General features: G+C 47.6%; 17 protein-coding genes and 1 tRNA gene. 9 read left to right on the plus strand and 9 right to left on the minus strand.

From position 1 onward, the window contains the following. Nucleotides 1–110 precede the first annotated feature (110 nt). Nucleotides 111–944, minus strand: a complete 834-nt coding sequence (truA, locus tag EFB08_RS10475) for a tRNA pseudouridine(38-40) synthase TruA (RefSeq protein WP_317125595.1) — start codon at nucleotides 942–944, stop codon at nucleotides 111–113. A 130-nt stretch (nucleotides 945–1,074) separates the two neighbouring features. After that, nucleotides 1,075–1,530 (minus strand): efflux RND transporter periplasmic adaptor subunit, encoded by a 456-nt coding sequence (locus EFB08_RS10480; protein ID WP_123126899.1) that lies wholly within the window; start codon nucleotides 1,528–1,530, stop codon nucleotides 1,075–1,077. Nucleotides 1,531–1,789: 259 nt separating this feature from the next. On the opposite strand from EFB08_RS10480, the gene EFB08_RS10490 reads away from it, so the two are divergent. Further along, nucleotides 1,790–2,266, plus strand: a complete 477-nt coding sequence (locus tag EFB08_RS10490) for a DUF4293 domain-containing protein (RefSeq protein WP_123126901.1) — start codon at nucleotides 1,790–1,792, stop codon at nucleotides 2,264–2,266. 71 nt (nucleotides 2,267–2,337) lie between these two features. On the opposite strand, the gene EFB08_RS10495 is transcribed toward EFB08_RS10490, so the two are convergent. From EFB08_RS10495 to EFB08_RS10520, 6 genes are all read right to left on the minus strand, one after another. Beyond that, nucleotides 2,338–3,024, minus strand: coding sequence for a DUF4476 domain-containing protein (locus EFB08_RS10495; protein ID WP_123126902.1), 687 nt, complete (start codon nucleotides 3,022–3,024; stop codon nucleotides 2,338–2,340). Nucleotides 3,025–3,171: 147 nt separating this feature from the next. Next, nucleotides 3,172–4,341 (minus strand): AIR synthase related protein, encoded by a 1,170-nt coding sequence (locus EFB08_RS10500; RefSeq protein ID WP_123126903.1) that lies wholly within the window; start codon nucleotides 4,339–4,341, stop codon nucleotides 3,172–3,174. A gap of 151 nt (nucleotides 4,342–4,492) precedes the next feature. Further along, entirely contained in the window at nucleotides 4,493–6,421 is a 1,929-nt protein-coding gene (locus EFB08_RS10505; RefSeq protein ID WP_227006294.1) for an OmpA family protein, read from the minus strand. A 15-nt stretch (nucleotides 6,422–6,436) separates the two neighbouring features. Continuing rightward, nucleotides 6,437–6,928: a hypothetical protein gene (locus EFB08_RS10510; RefSeq protein WP_123126905.1), complete on the minus strand. Its 492-nt coding sequence runs from the start codon at nucleotides 6,926–6,928 to the stop codon at nucleotides 6,437–6,439. A gap of 550 nt (nucleotides 6,929–7,478) precedes the next feature. Next, the gene (locus tag EFB08_RS10515; protein ID WP_223808761.1) at nucleotides 7,479–8,285 is read right to left on the minus strand and encodes a (Fe-S)-binding protein; all 807 of its coding nucleotides are present in this window, start codon (nucleotides 8,283–8,285) and stop codon (nucleotides 7,479–7,481) included. Between the two features lie 97 nt (nucleotides 8,286–8,382). Then, nucleotides 8,383–9,735 (minus strand): 4Fe-4S dicluster domain-containing protein, encoded by a 1,353-nt coding sequence (locus tag EFB08_RS10520; protein ID WP_123126907.1) that lies wholly within the window; start codon nucleotides 9,733–9,735, stop codon nucleotides 8,383–8,385. Between the two features lie 182 nt (nucleotides 9,736–9,917). Between EFB08_RS10520 and EFB08_RS10525 the strand changes: the two genes are divergently transcribed. The 7 genes from EFB08_RS10525 to EFB08_RS10555 all read left to right on the plus strand — a co-directional run bounded on the left by EFB08_RS10525 (nucleotide 9,918) and on the right by EFB08_RS10555 (nucleotide 16,355). Continuing rightward, a tRNA-Phe gene (locus tag EFB08_RS10525) sits at nucleotides 9,918–9,993 on the plus strand. 531 nt (nucleotides 9,994–10,524) lie between these two features. After that, nucleotides 10,525–11,106, plus strand: a complete 582-nt coding sequence (locus EFB08_RS10530) for a hypothetical protein (protein ID WP_123126908.1) — start codon at nucleotides 10,525–10,527, stop codon at nucleotides 11,104–11,106. A gap of 59 nt (nucleotides 11,107–11,165) precedes the next feature. Next, complete coding sequence (locus EFB08_RS10535; protein ID WP_123126909.1) at nucleotides 11,166–12,395, plus strand: tetratricopeptide repeat protein; 1,230 nt, start codon at nucleotides 11,166–11,168, stop codon at nucleotides 12,393–12,395. Between the two features lie 67 nt (nucleotides 12,396–12,462). Further along, the gene (locus EFB08_RS10540) at nucleotides 12,463–13,383 is read left to right on the plus strand and encodes a toxin-antitoxin system YwqK family antitoxin (RefSeq protein WP_123126910.1); all 921 of its coding nucleotides are present in this window, start codon (nucleotides 12,463–12,465) and stop codon (nucleotides 13,381–13,383) included. Nucleotides 13,384–13,452: 69 nt separating this feature from the next. Beyond that, nucleotides 13,453–14,364 (plus strand): hypothetical protein, encoded by a 912-nt coding sequence (locus tag EFB08_RS10545; RefSeq protein ID WP_123126911.1) that lies wholly within the window; start codon nucleotides 13,453–13,455, stop codon nucleotides 14,362–14,364. A gap of 359 nt (nucleotides 14,365–14,723) precedes the next feature. Further along, entirely contained in the window at nucleotides 14,724–14,909 is a 186-nt protein-coding gene (locus EFB08_RS10550; protein ID WP_123126912.1) for a hypothetical protein, read from the plus strand. A 168-nt stretch (nucleotides 14,910–15,077) separates the two neighbouring features. Then, the gene (locus EFB08_RS10555; protein ID WP_123126913.1) at nucleotides 15,078–16,355 is read left to right on the plus strand and encodes a VapE domain-containing protein; all 1,278 of its coding nucleotides are present in this window, start codon (nucleotides 15,078–15,080) and stop codon (nucleotides 16,353–16,355) included. Between the two features lie 383 nt (nucleotides 16,356–16,738). On the opposite strand, the gene EFB08_RS10560 is transcribed toward EFB08_RS10555, so the two are convergent. Next, nucleotides 16,739–18,283 carry a S1C family serine protease gene (locus EFB08_RS10560; protein WP_123126914.1) on the minus strand — a complete coding sequence of 515 codons (1,545 nt, stop codon included), beginning with the start codon at nucleotides 18,281–18,283 and terminating at the stop codon, nucleotides 16,739–16,741. A 344-nt stretch (nucleotides 18,284–18,627) separates the two neighbouring features. Between EFB08_RS10560 and EFB08_RS10565 the strand changes: the two genes are divergently transcribed. After that, nucleotides 18,628–18,963 carry a hypothetical protein gene (locus EFB08_RS10565; protein WP_123126915.1) on the plus strand — a complete coding sequence of 112 codons (336 nt, stop codon included), beginning with the start codon at nucleotides 18,628–18,630 and terminating at the stop codon, nucleotides 18,961–18,963. Nucleotides 18,964–18,985 lie beyond the last annotated feature (22 nt).

The raw sequence follows: 18,985 nt of genomic DNA on the forward strand, positions 1-18,985 counted from the left end.
CAAAAGGATACCAGGGAAATCTCCTGACCATGCAAAGCCTCCAGCCCGAAATCAACCTTGCTTTACCCCTGTTTTCTGGAAATCGGGCCTAAAGCCGTTGGATAGCAGGGCTACTCGTTTTCTTTGGGCATCAAAGCCGCGGCCTGCTCAAAAAGGGCTTGCTGCTGCTCAAAGTACCCCTTGGGGTATTCCACGCGGTGCAGGAACAATCCCTCGGCGGGAGCGGCCCCACTGGACAGGCTTCGGTCTTGCCGCTCAATCAGGGTCCGGAACTGGGCTACCGTCAGTTTGCCTTTGCCAACATCCAGAAGCGTGCCCACTACCAGCCGCACCATGCCGCGCAAAAACCGATTAGCCTTAATGGTGAAGATGAGCTGGTTGCCTTCTTCGCGCCAATATGCCTGCGTGATGGTACAGCGGTAATGCTTGGTGTCGCCTTTGACTTTGGAGAAGGTGGTGAAATCTTCCAGTTGCAGCAGCACCTGGGCGGCCTCGTTCATCTGAGTCACATCGGGTGTCCGGGAGAGGTAATAGGCGTGCCTAACTAGAAAAGGATTCTTCTGCAGCGTGATGCGATATTCGTATGTCCTGGAGATGGCGTCAAAGCGGGTGTGCGCCTCGGGGCCTACCGGGAAAACCTGCCCTATGGAAATGTCGGGCGGCAAAATGCGGTTGAGCTTGTGTTGGATTTCTGCGCTGGGCAGTACCTGCGGCAAATCTACGTGCACCCACTGCTGGGTGGCGTGGACGCCGGTATCGGTGCGGCCGCTGCCTACGGTCTCTACCAGGGGCACCCGGAACACTTTGCGCAGACAATCGTCCAAAATCTCCTGCACGGTGAGGGCATTCGGCTGGAGTTGCCACCCGTGGAACCTGGTGCCGTCATAGGTTACTTCTAAGAAATACCGCATGTCGCAAAGATACGCAAATGCCGCTTGCCGCATAGGTTCTCACGGTGCCTTGACCGTAAAGCCCTTCGGTTTAGCCCCCGTTTTCTGAAAAAGAGCCTTAAAACAGATTCCTTAAAGATGGCAAAAAGAAAAAACCGGCCCCTTATCAGAAGCCGGTTTCTTTTTAGAAAGGATTGGCGAAGGAATTGCCGGTAGGCGCATTCCGTTCGGCCTGCCAGGCGGCCTGACGCGCATCGCGCTGGCGTTCGTACTTTGACTGCAAGGCTTGTTTCTCCTGCTCATAGTCGTTCCGTAGGCGGGTCATCTCCTGCTCCAGGGAACTGGCACTGTTGGCATTTTTGGCGAAATGATCGTTCAGCCTGTGCTGCTTTCTGTTGTATTCTTCTTTCAGGTTGGCCTGGTCGCGCTCGTATTTGGCCTTGGCTTTGGCCAGGGCCTGCTGGTACTTGGCATCTTTTCGGGCCGACTTGGCCAGTAACTTCGCTCGCTTCTTTTCAGCTTTGGCAGATTGCTTGTCTCTGATCCCTGTTGAATACTTAGTCCCGGCGCTTGCCGCCGATGCTGTTCCGCCACTCATTAACAGCAACCCTACTAAACTGAATACCGCGAGTCTTTTCATAATTCCAAGATTTAGATATAACTGGCTTTTACAACGTTCATGCCAGTAAGGCAATTTAGCCGCTTTGCCCAAACCAAAAAATCTTTTCTTTGCACACAGAGCTGTGGAAAACCATCCTTAAAACGTGCATAAACCACAGAAACCATTCTTCTTCAATCTCTTGCAAAATCGTTTCTTGCGCTAAATGAATGCCTCTAACAGGTATTTCTGATAGCAAAGTTTTATGTAGTTTTGCAAAAGTTATAGAAACCAAACAGATATGATACAGAGAGTCCAGAGCGTTTTCCTGTTTTTGATTGTAGTTGCCATGGTTGCCATGTTCTTTGTGCCAATCTGGGCCAAGACCAACCCTGCTAACGGACAGGAGTACGCCTTAACCGCTTATTCCTTAGGACCGGTAAATGGCGCTGCCGATGCTGCTTCTACCAACACCATTTTCATTGCTATTCTGGCCGGTGCGGCCGCTTTGATTGCCTTGTACGAGATTTTCCAGTACAAGAGCCGCCTCACCCAGATGAAACTGGGCTTGCTGAATTCCCTGGTGATGGCAGCGTTGATGTTCGCAGCCTTCTACTTTTCTTCCTACGTAGGCGAAGACCTGGTTAAAACCCAGACCCGGGGCGAGTACCTCTCAGGCTTTTATCTGCCGGCTGTAGGATTACTGATGAACGTACTGGCCAATCGTTTCATCAAGCGTGACGAAGACCTCGTACGTTCCATGGACCGCTTGCGCTAATCGCATCTTTTCTTAAACAGAAAGGCCCCGCTTGCGAACAAGCGGGGCCTTTCTGTTTCCAGCATTCCAGGTTATTGCTTGTAGATAAAATCCTGCAATTCCCGTTTGCTGCTGTTGAACTCCAGGGCATCCAGAACTCGGCTGAAACGCTGCCGGTCGCACACATAGGCATGAGCATATTTGGCCAGCGCTACCCGGCGTTCCTCAAAAGTGATGGCTTTCATGAGCAGAAACAGGTCATCGGTCATGATGCCGCCGGCCAGTTTTATCTCGCCCTTGGCGATCTCCAGCCGACGGTCGTCAAAGCCTTCTTCCTCCATAAAGCGCAACACGCGGTCTACATCAGGTTTCTCCATCACATACCGGCAGACCTCGTTTCCACCGGAAGGCGGCACCGGCCTGGACCAGGGTATCTCCTCCACCTTGCGCAACACCAACGGGAAAGTCCTTCCGGGCACGGCCGGTGCCAGCACGTACACGCTCTCAAAGCCTCGGGTCAGGATCACCTCAGCCGTAATGTTTTGCGCTCTCCGGCCCCTACCCAGCACCCGAATGTTCAAAATATGTCGCCCCGAAGGCAAATCACCCACCGATACTCTGTCTGCGGGCGCCGGGTTGATAAGCTTCCCACCTACCGATAATTGAAAGAATTCGCCGCGTTGGGTTTCTACCAGCAGAGCGGCATCCAGATCAGGTTGCGCGTGAAGCGCCTGTCCCAGAAACAGCAGTAAAAAGCTCAGGATGTATAAACGTTTCATAACAATATTGGCTAAGTCATATAAATAATACTTATGCTAATATTATGCCAAACCTATATATAAAATAAAATTCCTTTCTGTTTAGAGGCCATCTTTCCAGAAACGGCTCTTAAACAGAAAGGAATCCTACCTGAATCTTCTCCAAGCTTATCCTTCGTAATAAAATTGGCCGTACGGGCTCTGAATAGTGAGTTCGTTTTTCTCGCTGGCTTCTACCCTGCCAATAATCTGCGCATCTAGGTTAAAGGACTTACTGATGCTGATCAAATCCTGCGCGATGACCTCGGGTACGTACAGTTCCAATCTGTGGCCCATGTTGAAGACCTTGTACATCTCCTGCCAGCTGGTGTTGCTCTGCTCCTGAATAAGCCTGAACAGCGGCGGCATCGGCAACAGGTTATCTTTGATGATGTGTACATTCTCAGTGAAGTGCAGCACCTTGGTCTGCGCCCCGCCGCTGCAATGCACCATGCCGTGCAGCTGGGAACGGCAGTCTTTCAAAATAGCCTGCACCAGCGGCGCGTACGTTCTGGTTGGCGACAAGACCAGTTTGCCCACCGTGAGGCCGGTTTCTTCGTTTACATCGGTGAGTTTACAACTTCCGGAGTACACCAGGTCAGCCGGCACGGCGGGGTCAAAGCTCTCGGGGTAATTCTTGGCCAGGTAATTGGCGAACACATCATGACGGGCCGAAGTGAGGCCATTGCTGCCCATGCCGCCGTTGTACTCGCTCTCATAAGTAGTCTGCCCGTAAGACGAGAAGCCCACGATCACGTCGCCGGGCTGGATGGTGTGGTTGGAAATGACTTCGCTGCGTTTCATGCGGGCCGTCACGGTGCTGTCCACGATGATGGTGCGCACCAGATCGCCCACATCAGCAGTCTCGCCGCCGGTGCTGTAGATGCCAATGCCGTTGTCTCTCAGCATCTGCAGGACTTCCTCGGTGCCGTTGATGATGGCGGCAATGACCTCGCCGGGCACCAGGTTTTTGTTTCTGCCTATGGTGGAGGAAAGCAGGATGTTATCCGTGGCGCCCACGCAGAGCAGGTCATCGGTGTTCATCACAATAGCATCCTGGGCGATGCCTTTCCAGACGGAGAGGTCACCGGTCTCGCGCCAGTACAGGTACGCCAGGGCAGATTTGGTGCCGGCGCCGTCGGCGTGCATGATGTTGCAGAACTCGGGGTCACCCACCAGCAGATCCGGAATGATTTTGCAGAACGCTTTGGGGAACAAGCCTTTGTCAATGTTCTTGATGGCGTTGTGCACATCTTCTTTGGAGGCGGACACGCCGCGCTGCAGATACCGGTTTTCCATGGCGGGAAAGATAAAAGTAAAAGCCGTTTAGGGCCAGATTTCACCAAAGCAGCCCCAAAACGAGGAGCTACCCTTTGCTGGGCAAAAATAAGAAAGCCTCCCGGTTCTGGGAGGCTTTTCTTTTGGTATTTCAGTTCTTTACAATTCTTGGTTACGGAGCGGGTTCGTCAATGCGGGTCACCTTGAATTCGGTGCGGCGGTTCTGCTGGTGCTGGGCCTCAGTTTTGGCGTTGCGCACCACCGGTCTTGACTCGCCGTAGCCCCGGGCCGTGATGCGTTTAGAATCAATGCCTTTGGAGATGATGTAATCTACCGCTGATTGCGCTCTGCGCTGTGACAGGTCCTGGTTGTAGATGTCCTTACCACGGCTATCGGTGTGCGAACTCAGCTCAATGGTGATGGTGGGGTTATCCACCAGGGTCTGCACCAGTTTGTCCAGCTCCACAGCCGCATCCGGACGGATGTTGGCTTTGTCATAGTCGTAGAAGATGTTCTCCACCACAATGGCTTTGTTCTTCACGATTTTGGAGAGCGTAAGCGTGGTCGTCAGCCGGATGTCGGTGACTGGTTTGGTGAGTTGGTCTTGTGGCGGGGTTTTACCCTGGGTGATCACCGAGTTCCGGGCCGCAAAGTAGCCCGTTCTTTCTGCAATTACGGAGTACACGCTAGCCGTGTCCAGTTTGAAGGTGAAGTTTCCGCTGGCGTCTGAGGTGGCCTCAGATATCTTCACGCCTTGGGCATTTTGCAGCGTCACCCGCGTGCCCAGCATAGGCGTGGTGGCGTTGGTTTTCTCGTTACGCTCCAGCACACGGCCATCCACGAAGAAGTTGACCAATTTTGGCTGACGTTTCGTGAAAGAATACAGGTCATCGCCGCCTTGCCCACCGGAACGGTTAGAGGCGAAAAAGCCCTGGTCTTTGCCGGTAATCAGGATGGAGAAGTCATCGCCAACCGAGTTGATGGGCGTTCCCATGTTGATGACCGAATCACCGTTAATCCGGAACACATCCAGTCCGCCCAAACCTGGGTGACCGTCTGAAGCGATGTACAGGGTGCTGTCTGCCGCCACGTACGGGAACGACTCATTGCCCGGCGTGTTGATGGTGGGTCCCAAGTTCTCGGGGCGGGAGAAACGGCCGCCTTCGTCCAGGGTGGTTTTCCAGATATCCCGTCCGCCCTGGCCGCCGCGACGGTCAGAGGAGAAGTACAGCGTACGGCCATCGGGCGCGAAAGCCGGAGAGGAATCCCAGGCCACCGGATCGTTGAAGCTTGCCAAACGCGGCTCAGACCACTCGCCGGTTTTGTATTGCGAGATGTAGAGGTCTACGTTGGCAGTGCCGCTCTTCTTGCCAGAGTTACTCCTCGCGAAAATCATGGTACGGCCTTCATTGGTGAACGCCGGGGAAGCATCGTGCACCTCGGGGGCGTTCAGTTGCGCCGAGAAAGGACGAACCGGCGCGGCTGTGTTACCGGTGTCGGCTACGGGCACTACGTACAGGTTCAGGAAGCCTTCTCCGTTGCCTTTGTATTTGACGTCCTCGCGGGAGGAAGAGAAAATGACCTCATTGTTCAGGATGATGGGCGAGAACTCAGAGGCGGCGGTATTGGCGGCCGGCACTGGTTTCACAATCTTATAGGTAGGCGTGTTGAGAATGGAAGCCACCTCTTTCAGGTTCTCCACCTCGCGTTGCGCCAACCTAATGAAGGTCTTGTTAGAGGCCACGGCCAGGTAACTCTGCAGTTGCGTGGCAGCTTCCTCGTATTTTCCGCTGGCCTTCAACGCCATGCCGTATCGGAACATGGTTTCCTCGGTTTTGCGGGCATCCAGGGCGGCTTTGTAGTATTGCTCCGCCAGCGACAAACGGTTAGACAAACGATACGCCTCGGCCAGCTTGAAATTGACCTCGGCCCCGGTGCGACCTTTTTTCAGCGCAGCTTGGTAGTGATCTATGGCTAACTGGTACTCTTCCTTCTCGAAGTTCTTGTTGCCTTTTTGCACGGAGCTTTTGAAGGGCCCGCAAGCCGCCACCGCCAAAGACAAGGCCATCCCCAATACAAGCGTTTTGTTCTGTCGCATCATGTGCATTCCTGCGCGTTATTGGCCCTGGAAATACCGAGCCAGCCAAGTATCTTTTGCCGGTTTAGGCCACTCTTCCCGGAGTGCCCCCACCGTTGGAACTAAAGTATCGAAATAAAGCGAATCTGGCGATAAACTACCGGCCGCAACCTCGGCCTTTATTTTGGCCATTGGAAGCGTCCGCACCTCCCCTTCCTGCCTGAAAGCCAGTTGGGTACGGTCAAATAATTGAACGTTGAATTCCTGCTCTAATTGCCTTAGAAAGGCTACTGATTTATCTATGGAACACCCGCTTGCCGAGGCCACTTCTTCATTGGTGGCCAGAAACAGGAAATGGTGTTCCTTTATGCTGAAAGAGGCCTGTAAATCGCGGCCGTGACTGCTCCACTCCGTTACGAAATCCTGAAGCAGCTGGTTCATGCGCGCCTCCTCCCCTTCGGTCAGCGGACGGTTGATCTGGTACACCCACACCCGGCTATACGGCGGTAATTGCTCAAAAGGAACGTACATTTTTTGTAATATGCTAATTTTAATTAGACACAAGTATCGCGTATCATGTATCAAGACGCAAGTGCCTTACCTGTGTTTTCCCGCTGATTTTCTGAAAACAACCGGAAAACGGAATACTGTTTACAACTTCTAACGGCAACGTGCTTGTTGGTGATAACACCAACAAGGGCGAAGGTGGAACCATTTCTACCTTAATCTCCTGCCTTACCACCTCGTTACAGTGTAACGAGGCTACATTTCCGGTCTGTAGCGACGTTACAGTGTAACGTCATATTCCAAACCTATTTCCTAACAGCTATATTGCCAGCAAACACATGCCGCAAGTTTATAACTTGTGGCTTCCATGGCGGAAGTTTGTAACTTCCGAATCTTCCATGTGGATTACGCAAGTTGCAAACTTGCGGCAAGGCAAGCTCCAAGTTAAAAACTTGAAGCATTATTTTCTATAAAGTAGAAAAGCGTTTCAGACCTGTTTTCCTCTAAACTGCCCTGAAACGCTTTCCTTCTTGCTTCACTTTTGCCACATCGCTGCCCTACTTGCTACGCAAACTTACGCGTTGATTCCCTCGGCTTGCGCAATGAGTTCCGCAATGTCAAACACCTGCACGGAGTCTTCTTTGTTCTGGCTTTTCACGCCGTCGGCCATCATGGTCATGCAGAACGGGCAGGCCGATGCAATAATAGTGGCGCCGGTGCCAATAGCTTCTTCGGCACGCTCTACGTTGATGTCTTTGTTTCCGGGCTCCGGCTCTTTCCACATCTGGGCTCCGCCGGCACCGCAACACAAACCGTTGGCACGGCTGCGTTTCATTTCTACCAGGTCAGCATCCAGGGCGGCTAATACCTCGCGGGGCGCCTCGTAGATGTTGTTCGCGCGGCCCAGGTAGCAGCTGTCATGGAAGGTGATGCGCTTGCCTTTGAACTCGCCGCCGCCGGCAATCTTCACTTTGCCTTCGTTGATGAGGTTCTGCAGGAACGTGCTGTGGTGAATCACCTCGTAGTTCCCGCCCAAGGCTGGATACTCGTTCTTGATGGTGTTGAAGCAATGCGGACAGGCCGTCACGATGGTTTTAATGCCGTAGCCGTCAAACGTGGCGATGTTGGTCATGGCCTGCATCTGGAACAGGAACTCGTTTCCGGCGCGCTTGGCAGGGTCTCCGGTACAGGTTTCCTCCATGCCCAGCACGGCGTACTTGGTGCCTACGTGTTCCAAAATCCGCACGAAGGCGCGGGTAACGTTTTTATATCGGTCGTCAAAAGCACCGGCGCAGCCCACCCAGAACAATACTTCTGGAACTTCGCCACGGGCAGCTAAATCTGCCATTACCGGTACTTGTATCTGTTTTTTCTCTGACATCTAGGGTAGTATGCTAATTAGAAAATGTGCTCATCTGCTAATTTATTAGGCATGCTGCACAAAAGCTAATGGGCGTTAGGTTTATTCTGATTATGGCCTAGTTTTTAGAAACCGTGTACAAATCATCGGCCCAGTTGAAGCGGTCGCTCGGTGAGAACGCCCACGGCGCGCCGTTGTTCTCAATGTTGTTGAACATGGTATTCAAAGACGCCGGCGCCGCCGATTCTTCCAGCACCAGGTAGCGGCGCAGGTCAATGATGGTAGACAGCTGGTTGATGTTCACCGGGCAGGACTCCACGCAGGCGTTGCAGGTGGTACAGGCCCACAGTTCCTCGGGCGTCACGTAGCCACGCAGCAAGGTGCGTTCCTCGGTAGCCTTCACGCGCTCCGATTCCTCGGTATACTTAGCCGGGTTGAAGATGAGCGGCGACTCGCCTTTCTCCTCCATCCGGTCACGGGTATCCATCACAATCTTCCGGGGCGACAAAAGCTTGCCGGTAAGGTTGGCCGGACATACGCTGGTGCAGCGTCCGCACTCGGTGCAGGTGTAGGAATCCAGGAGCTGTTTCCAGGTAAGGTCCTCCACATCTTTGGCGCCAAACTTCTGAGGGTCAACGCCCTCAGGTGCGGGTGGCACTACGTAACTGGGGTCCAACATGGCTTTGATCTCGTGCGTGATGCTCTCCACGTTGCTGAACTGGCCTTTCGGCTCCAATTTAGTGTAGTACACGTTAGGGAACGAGGTAATAATGTGGAAGTGCTTGGAGCTGGGCAGGTAGTTCATGAACGCCAGGATACCCACAATATGCACCCACCAGCCAGTGGTGGCAATTACCTGCAAGGTGCTTACGTCACTCCCGAACAAATCTACCATCAGGCCACTGACCGGGAAATCCCCCGGTAACTGATGTCCACCCAGCTGCGCCAGTTTTTGGTCGGCGATGTTGAAAGCGAACAAGGCCAGCATGAGCACGATCTCGGTGATCAGGATCACGTTCGCGTCCATCTTGGGCCAGGCCCGCATCTCGGGTCCGCGGGTCAGGCGAGGTACTTTGGTGAGGTTCCGGCGAGCCAGGAAGATTACACAGGCGATGATTACCAATAGCCCCAGCACTTCATTGATCGCCATCAGCACACTGTACACCGGCCCAAGAACGCCCAGAATGCGGTGCGTCCCGAATACGCCATCGATCAGAATCTCTATCAACTCCACGTTGATCACGATGAATCCGATGTACACGAACAGGTGCAACACGGCCGGCAACGGGCGCTTAAACATTTTTTGCTGGCCAAAAGCCACCAGCAACAGGGTATTTATGCGTTGCGAAACATCACCCGAGATGGTCTTGTCACGCCCCATGTTGATGTTGGAGACAATCTTACGGATCTGCCACACAAACAGGCCGATACCTACCAACGCCACCACCAAAAAGATAATATTACTGATCACAGAAAGGATATTTTAGACATGGAAACTGCTTCTACTACGAACGAATTTAACAAAGTATTCTTAAAAGGCAGAAAAGATTTTTTTGCTCTAAGTTTTGCAAATCCGCGCAGGCTCCTTACATTTGCATACTTTTTAACCAGAACGGTAGCGAAACACCTCCCGGAAAGGTTCTAAAAGATGCTGGTGATGTAGCTCAGTTGGTAGAGCAAAGGACTGAAAATCCTTGTGTCGTTGGTTCGATTCCAATCATCACCACCAGCATAGACCTCCTTAGGAAACTAGGGAGGTTTTTTTATGCCCTTGAAGCACTTGTTACCCTATTGTGATCATCAAGTGAGATCTCTTACAAGATACGCATAAACGATCCAACAAGCTAAAAGATCGAAGAAATCAAGACCTGCTGTCTCATCTGCTGTCTCACCACTTTCGTTACTTCAATTACTTTGACAAGGAGTTCCATTCTAACCTTTATGGTAGCATAGCTCAAAAGAGAAGATTGTGCTGGTTGAATCATAACCAAATCTTTTCAAACCTTTCCTACAACATGTCCCATCTTGGTACATACCCTTGTTCTCATGCACCATTTTCATATTTTTTGTCCCATGACATTGCAAGGAGGCAAAGTTCTCCTTGCTGCTATCAGTTCATGATTAAACTCAACTAAACAGTCGATAGGAAATCCATTTGACACCTTCAAGACCTATCTAGAAGCAAATAACATTAGTTTTTGAAATTATATTAATTGCATATATTATGGAATTAATATTCTATACCTCTATCAAACCTGGCATGAGAAAACCACTACTTATCCTTTTCATTTCCTTACTGCATATTGCCAGTTTCGCACAGACTACCCAAACTCATCAGAAGAAGACATCATCAAAGAAGACAGGCCACAAGAGCTCTCCTTTGGATGCTTTCAAGGGCAAGAAGCCTCTGATACTCCTAGATGGCAGACCAACACCCCAAGATTCATTGAAACACTATGTAAACGAGGAAGACGTAGAATCTGTGGAGCTTATCGAAAACACCAAGAAGAACAGAAAATACCTCAGTATGACCTATGGAATAGCAGCGAAAGATGGGGTCATCAAAGTGGAGACAGACCTTTCTAAAGCCACTAAGAGAAAAACCCTCTTCCTTTCCCTGGTTGAGCATGTAAACGCATTTGAGAAGAGCCCCTCTGAATACCTGTTCGTGAAGGATGGTATACTGGTGGATGCAAAGGATGTCATCAGACTTAAGGAGTTACCTCCCTCAGTTTTAATCTCAATCGACTCATTGAAGCTTAACGCAGCAGTAAAAGAAATCTATGGAGATGCTGCACGAGAGAATACCATCCTAATAACCACTCACAACCAAGGCTACTAGACAAGTTAGTATTATCAGAAGTAAGCCAATCATAAAGTATCAATCAAAAGAATAAAGCCTTGAATACAAGAATCATTCTAGCGTTAGCCCCTAAATCGTATTGGATCTTCTTATGTATTGGACTCCTGCTGAGGATACCAGAAGGACCTATTGCCATCAAATGGTCCAACATAGCCTTAAACCTGCTCTTGCTATATGTTGGATACAGGATAGCGTTAATCACCCATGAGCTGGGGCATCTTCTGTTCGCTAAGTTAGTTGGGGGCACCCCAAGGAGAATGGTGCTGGGCAGAGGGCATGAAGTCTATCGTACAGAGATCATGGGGGTCAAGGTAATCATAAACTCCAACGTCAACTCAGGGCTTGCTTTCGCCAACTTCGACAGCCCAAAATTGATCAAGTTGAAACTCATCCTATTCACCAGTGGTGGTTTCATTGTCAATTTCGCGACTGCAGCCCTACTCTTCTGGTTCAATGGGTTTGGGATCGACCCTGAGACTGGGGTACATGCCTCTTCTGTCATTGGTTGGGTCTGCCTCCTTACAGGCGTGACCAGTTTAATCCCAACCAAAAGCAGTTACCAAGGGATGAGGGTCTTCTCTGATGGCCTGTCGATCTTCAGGATTCCATTCTACAAACAAGAAAACCTAACAGAAGTAAGCCTTACTGGAAAGTTCATGGATGCATATGACCTGTTTGAGGCGAAGGAGTATGCCCAGGCCATTAAGATCTATCAGTACTGTTTGACCAGGAACCCAAGATTGGTATTGCCCATCATGAACATAGGACTGGCATACCTGAAACTAGGCAATTACCAACAATCCACACATTACCTAGAGACCCTTATCCCAATGATGGAAGAGACTGAGAATGTTGGTTATAGACCCATCGTCTACAATGGGTTAGCGTGGAATTACCTGCTGGTGGAAAACCTTGCTGAGGCAGACAGATTCTCTGAGCTGGCCTACAGTATTCTACCCACAAGCGAGCATATAAGGGGCACGCGTGGCTCTGCGCTTATTGCCTCAGGCAGATACGATGAGGGGATAAAGCTCCTTATAAACGAAGTTGACTTCAAGTTCCCTAACAGTAGTACCTTGGCAGCTTCTATTTTTCTAGTCCAAGCCTATCATGGGTTAAAAAATAAGTCAGAAGTGAGGACATATTTAACCTTCGTTGAAAGCAACATTGAGAAGCTGGAAACAGACGAAAAGCTGTTGTTTGGGAGAATAAGTCAAAGGATCACTTCTAAAGAATTAGTGATAGCTGCTGAGGAAGAATACTCTTAATTTGCTTTGCTGGTCCTAAAGCAACAAAACCAATGAATGGATAATATTCAGAACAACAAAACAATATATGAAAATACCCCTACTCTTAATCTGCCTATTAGCAATCACCACTAAGGTATTGCCCCAAAACACTAAAGCCAAACAGGTATTAGTGGTTACTACAGATACTGTATACTTTGATCAGGATTGGGAGCGAACAGACCTTAGAGAGGACTCGAAATACGCGCGCATCATAAAGAGAACCCCTGATGGTAAGCCATCTGGGACTGTCAGGGACTTCTACTATCCTTCTTGGAAAAAGCAATGGGAAGGGAAACTGCTAAGCGAAAGCCCAGACATTCCTAATGGACTCTGCACCTATTGGTATCCAAATGGGAAGATCCAATCTATTGTCACCTACAAGAATGGGAAACCACAGGAAGACCTACGCGAGTGGCATAAGGATGGCACCAAGGTAGTCTGCAAATATCAATTCGTGGACGCCCTACCCCTCACCAAGGCGAAGCTTCACTCTTATTACAACACAGGTAGCTCCAGGACTGTACAAGCCATTGAACTACCAGCAAATTCCCAAGGGATAGTTTTCAAAATAGACATTCGCGACGAAGGAGAGCCACCTATAGATTGGTCCACTGCAGCCAGATTAGCCACTTTATCAATGACTGGGGGAACCAGCGAGATACTTTTAGCTGGCGCGAGGGCTTTGGATAAAACCAGTTCCAGCTCAACCAAATCGCCAGTAAACACCAAATGTCATTACTATATAACAACCAGTCTGGAAGACGCAAGATACTTTGAACAGACGAAGGGCTCTATGCCTGTGAAAAATTCCTGCTTCTTTAAGGAGACCAATGTTCCCCAAAACACGCGCAACTTAGCCATCCCCAAAGGAGCAACCGCGCTTTACATCTGCGTCATGAACGATAACCTACAGACATCTGCAGAAGCGACCTTGAGCGTAAGTGTCCTACAAAAGCAGTGTAATTAGTGTTTGAGGTGATGTTTTACATTTAACAGACCAACAGAAAAGCTATCTGAAGCAACAGCAGCTCACAATATGGAAGCATTAGCCTTTTTTATAGACCTGACTAGGCGTGGGGGTTTAAAAGAGTGGGAACAAACATACCTAACTCCTAAACCAGAACTGTTGGATCATGAAGTTAATCTAGACTCAAAGACTGCTTCATACACAGGTTTTGACGAGCATGGACAGCTTACCACCATTTTGTACCCCCTTATTGGGATGATGGAGCAAAAGGTGAAGGAAGAGCAAAAGAAAACGCTTCAGGCAATAAGCAGGCATGTTCTCAACCAACCTAGGGCAGAGCAGAAGGAGTATTTGCAGGATGTTATATCTCTACTAAACCACCTGAAAGAGGGAGTATCCCAGGATAGCATCTTTCAAGCATATTCCTCTGTATCTGAATCGCTAGAATATTTGACTCAGGATCTTGCGACTACGTATGGCAGACTCCTTGGCGAGAACTCTCTTGAAACACCATCTGAACAATACATCTCTTCTAAAAGTAAGCGTGGACCTGCCCTTGTCCCAGAAACCTTTACCTACACAGGTTTTGGAACAATGTCAGAAGAAGAGGCAAAAGAAAAGCTGAAGGATTTCGCGCATTCACTTATTAAACAAAAGCTTATTTCAGACCTCGCTGTAAAAACCAACAAAGTGAGTTCCAGGTCAGTGATTGATAGTATAATAAAGATTTTCCAAGGCAAAAAGCTTAAAAGTTCAGTTATCTGGTCTGGCACCCAGGAAGAGCTATCTTTTCTTATCAAGCAGTTAAAAGGACAGAAGCTGATTGCCAAAACCCCGTGCCAATGGAAGATTGCTGCGTCCTGCTTTATTCAACTTGATGGTAGTCGTTTTAAGGAGGCCTTTTTGAGAGGAGCACATGCTCCAAAAGACCCTAAAGGAGTTCAGCAGGCAATAGAACAATTACTCTACAACCCATCCTGAGTTTTCCACTGCACCTTCAGTTTATTTCAATAATTTTTCCTGCCAGACAACTCCTAGGGAAAACACCCCACCTAATCTCCAAATCCATTTTCGCATTACGCACAGCACTGCGCTTTGCACTGCGTTTTACAAATACTCCCATTTCCCCCTTTTCAAGACTACATATTTGCATTGTTCACACCAGGCGACAAGCTTCTATAGCGCTGTAGGAGAGCTGATGCGTGCAGGCATGCAACCCCATCTTACCACAGATGGACGCGCCTCCAAACCATTGATAGCTAAATGTGAACAACACGCCTTGCACTGCAATCGCATGCTGGGAAAGGCAAATATGTTGTTAAACTATAAGTGTAAACAAAATGACAAAGAGAGAATATTGGTCCGAAGTAAGCGACATAATGAAGAGGCTGGACAGGGAGTTAAACCAACTCGAAATGGAATCTGGAAGGAAGTTCAAATCCTTAGTTGCCATCGCTGAGGAGCAGCCTAATAGACTTGGGTATAGGCTAATTATCAAAAAGAAGAAGCCAAGAAATATACTCTAAACCTAAAAACATTTAGAAAGAGACCTCCCTGCACATAAGGTGCTTACCACAGCATTGAGCAGGAGGCTTCTTTCAAACTAACTAGCATAAGGTTGGCCAAGGCAGTGAAAGGAATGGTCATCATTCACTCCTCGCGTGGCCTAATCTTCACTAAACACAGGAAACAAAATGAGAAGCATTAAACACAATGAAGGTTTAGATGATACTTCATATTACAGCAACCTTTACAGTAAAGGCAGTGCTGACTTTGAAAACCCTGTAGAGTTGGTTGAACAGTTCCTCAGCTTGAGGTATGAGTTCAGACACAACTTAGTGTCTGGCCAATTGGAGTTCAGAAGCAGGTATGGAAGTAAAATGTTTATACCCCTCAGAGATCGTGATGAGAACGAACTTTGGAGGGAGATTCAAAAAGACAGAAAGCTTCAGGAAGCCAAAGTCCCAAATAGCTCAACTTTCCTGAGAACCATTCTCCAATCTGGTTTCAGCAAAGAGTATGACCCATTGAAAGAGTACTTCATGGAGCTACCCCAATGGGATCAGAAAAGAGACCATATCGCAGCTTTGGCCAGTACTGTCGAAACTGACAATGACAAGCTGTTCCATCGCTTCTTGGAGAAGTGGCTGGTAGCAATGGTCGCTTCAGTCCTTGAGGAAAAAACAGTTAACCAAACAGTGCTGGTCTTCTCAGGAAAGCAGGGTATTGGTAAGACCAGTTGGATCCTTAACCTGGTGCCAAAGAAGCTGAGAGACTACGTTTTCAGTGGCACCATCAACCCCAACAACAAGGACACATTGGTTTATCTATCCACTTGTCTGCTAATCAACTTAGACGAACTAGAGAACATGAACAATACTGAAATAGGAGCACTGAAGGAGACCATTACCAAGCCTCAGATCAAGCTTCGTCGTCCTTATGGTAGAAACGCAGAGGACATGCCAAGAAGAGCATCCTTTGCTGGCTCTGTAAACTCTAACCAGTTCCTGAACGATAGCACTGGGTCTCGTAGGTTTCTGTGCTTCGAAGCAAAAGCCATAGACTACAAGCACAAGGTTAACATGGAACTGGTGTTTGCACAGGCATATGCATTGTATCTACAAGGATATAAACATTGGCTTGATCAGGAAGAAATTGCAGAGCTCGAAGCCAACAACAGTAAGTTTCAGCGCACAACAGTAGAAGAAGATTTGTTGCTGGACTTTTTCGAACCAGCAAAGGCAGAGGATGATGGATGCATGTTCTACTCCACTACTCAATTGGCTGACCATATAGCCTCCAAGGTAAGCAGTTTCTCAGTGAACAACTCATCAACACAGAAATTAGGTAAAGCCCTAAGGAAGAATGGATTCAAGCCATACAAAAGGGATGGAATCCAGAAGTATGCTGTGCTCCTTAAACAAGTAGAAACAAAAGGTGACGCAGATACTGGGGTAGGCAAGGCAGCCTAACTTTGCTAAATCTCTGATTGGTTGTTAAGAACATAGAGCTCACCATATTGGTGGGCTCTATATATTACATTTTTAAATAGATTATTGTAAAAGTAGTTACCCTACCTACCCTATTAGCTTAGACTTTGTTTTCAGCTTTCTGTTAAAAGAATTCAGGTGAGTATGAATGTACGAGTATGCTGATAACAAGAAATTTGCATATATTCATACTTCTTACAAGTACACACATTGTATTAATATAGCTTTCTTTCCTAATCGCTTAATTTAAGCAACATTTCGCTTTTCAAACTTTATATAATTATACACATAGAAACACACTTCTTGTGAAGTCTCAGTTGCAGAGGGATAAGTAATTTAGATAGCCAGAAAGCTCGTATGGACGTTTAGTTAACCTCTATGATATAACTAAACTCTTTGACAATCTTCACTTGATCAGCAAGGGACTTACCAGTCAATAAACTTGATGATGACAAAGCGGGAGGGGTAGGCATAAGGTCAATTAAGTTCAGCAAGTAACTAGATTTAACAGCATAAGAAGCGTTCTCAGCACCTGTATGCTTTGCATTTATAACTCCAACAACATTCCCATTTAAGTCAAACAAGGGACCTCCACTATTACCTGGCTGAATAGGTGCTGATATTTGATAGGAAGTTATATCCCCTTGAAATCCAGACTTAGAGCTAACTATTCCATTCGTCAGTTTGATCTCATCCCCCATCGTTGCTCGCAAGGGGTAGCCTAGAACAAAGATAGAATTCCCAACATCAGTTGTCCTTGGGTTTATCTTGTAAGGAACCTCACCCAAAGAGGAAAAGGATGGGTCCTCTATTTTTATTATAGCCAAGTCATTGTTCTTGTCCTCAACAACAACTCTTGCATTGTATGTTTTTACAAAATCGCCTTTTATACCTCTTACTTTAATCTTTGATGCACCATTGATCACATGGCTGTTTGTAGCAATCAAACCATTAGAGCTTAGCGCAAAACCTGTTCCTGATCCAGGGGTGTTACTAGAAACAATGACATTATCTGAGGCTGATGGAAAAAGCTTTAAATAAAATTGCTTTTCCTTCGCAGGATCAATAACGTTCATTGCCCCAGGCTCAAAGGATGCATAAAAATCAGAGTTCTTGGTCTTATTAGCTAAGTACCAGTCAGCTTTAAACATTGTAGGGGTCGCAGTTGGTATAAAACCAGCCTTTAGATCTCCTTCACTCCAATCAAGATGGTTGATGGCTCCTGATAAATATATAACCTTGTAACCTGAATCTCCTTTAACCACTCCAACCTTATATTTTGGCATGGATGAGGTAGCTGTAGTACTCTCATAAATTCCTTCTATTGGATCAGCACCATTAGATTTGAAGTGAGTTCTCAACTTTTCCTCAGTCCATGCAGTTGCTTCTGTTCTAAGTTTTATTCTGTTTTCTGGTTTGTAACTTGGCTTTTTCATGTTGTACATTCTTCTCATAGCATCAAAAGACTTGTCAGCATCTGTGTACCCAATATTTTCAAATGGCAAGTTCCTTTGGAAGGCCCAAAAGTCATCTGAACAGCTATAGAATGTAACTTTGAAGTTATTGACAACTGATTTAACTACATCATAGGTAATGAAGACTCGTGCGTGATCACAAAGAGTTGATGGTAAAGCATTCCTGAACTTATTAGAAAACCCTACTTCTTCAAACCCAATAGCATTCAAGTATTTTACAACCCCCATATAGACTTGAGCAGATTTAGGGTCACGTAACATCAAATGCTCCTGTTCAGGTGTAGTAAAAACTTCAACAGATTTAATGCCTGATAAGAAGGTGTTAAAGTCGAATGCTGGATTGCTTTGAGATGTTGGGGTTACACTTTGAGCATGACAAACTGAACATTTGATTACAATAAATAGACCTAATAAAACTTTCAACAACACTTTCATAATACAGGTAATAAACTCTTTTATATTTGATTCCTTTGATTCTTACTTGATTTAACTGTAATTATAATCCAGCCTCAACAAAGCTACTATAGTTTTTCCACATGTTTATTATCACAAGCATGAAGTAAAAACGAAAGCAAATTACCCCATCAATCTACCTCTTCAAATCAAGCCACTTACTCTATCTTTTGATGAGTTTCGTGGGTGCTCAAACCCCCTCTGAAAAATTTTTCTATAATTTTTTGCCCCACCCCCTCGTGAGATAACATATAAGTCGCCCCCCTAGCCTGACCTTGGCGTTGGCATGGGGCCTTCGTCTTCGTTAAACTCAAATAATATATGTTATGGTAACTATCGCAGATTTCAAGACCAGAGAGAAAGAAAATCAGAAATTCAATGTGCTGGTGCTGCAAGGGGAGGTGGAAATGGTTCAGTCAGGTTCCACAGGCAGGTACTACGCCACTGCCAGGACCTGCACGATTTCCTGCACCTTCAACGATGTGATCTGCCAGAGCCTTATTGGCAAGAAGATTCCAGGAAGCATCGAGAAGATGCAGTGTGATCCTTATGAATATGCCCTTCCATCCACTGGGGAGGTCATCACCTTGACCCACACTTACTACTACAACCCCAATGAGCGCACCATGGAGCAGGAGGTCTTCAGCATGAAGGCTGCCTGAGGTTTGTTTTCATTAGTTTCGA

It is taken from the genome of Rufibacter latericius (assembly GCF_003721515.1).
Classification (GTDB): domain Bacteria; phylum Bacteroidota; class Bacteroidia; order Cytophagales; family Hymenobacteraceae; genus Nibribacter; species Nibribacter latericius.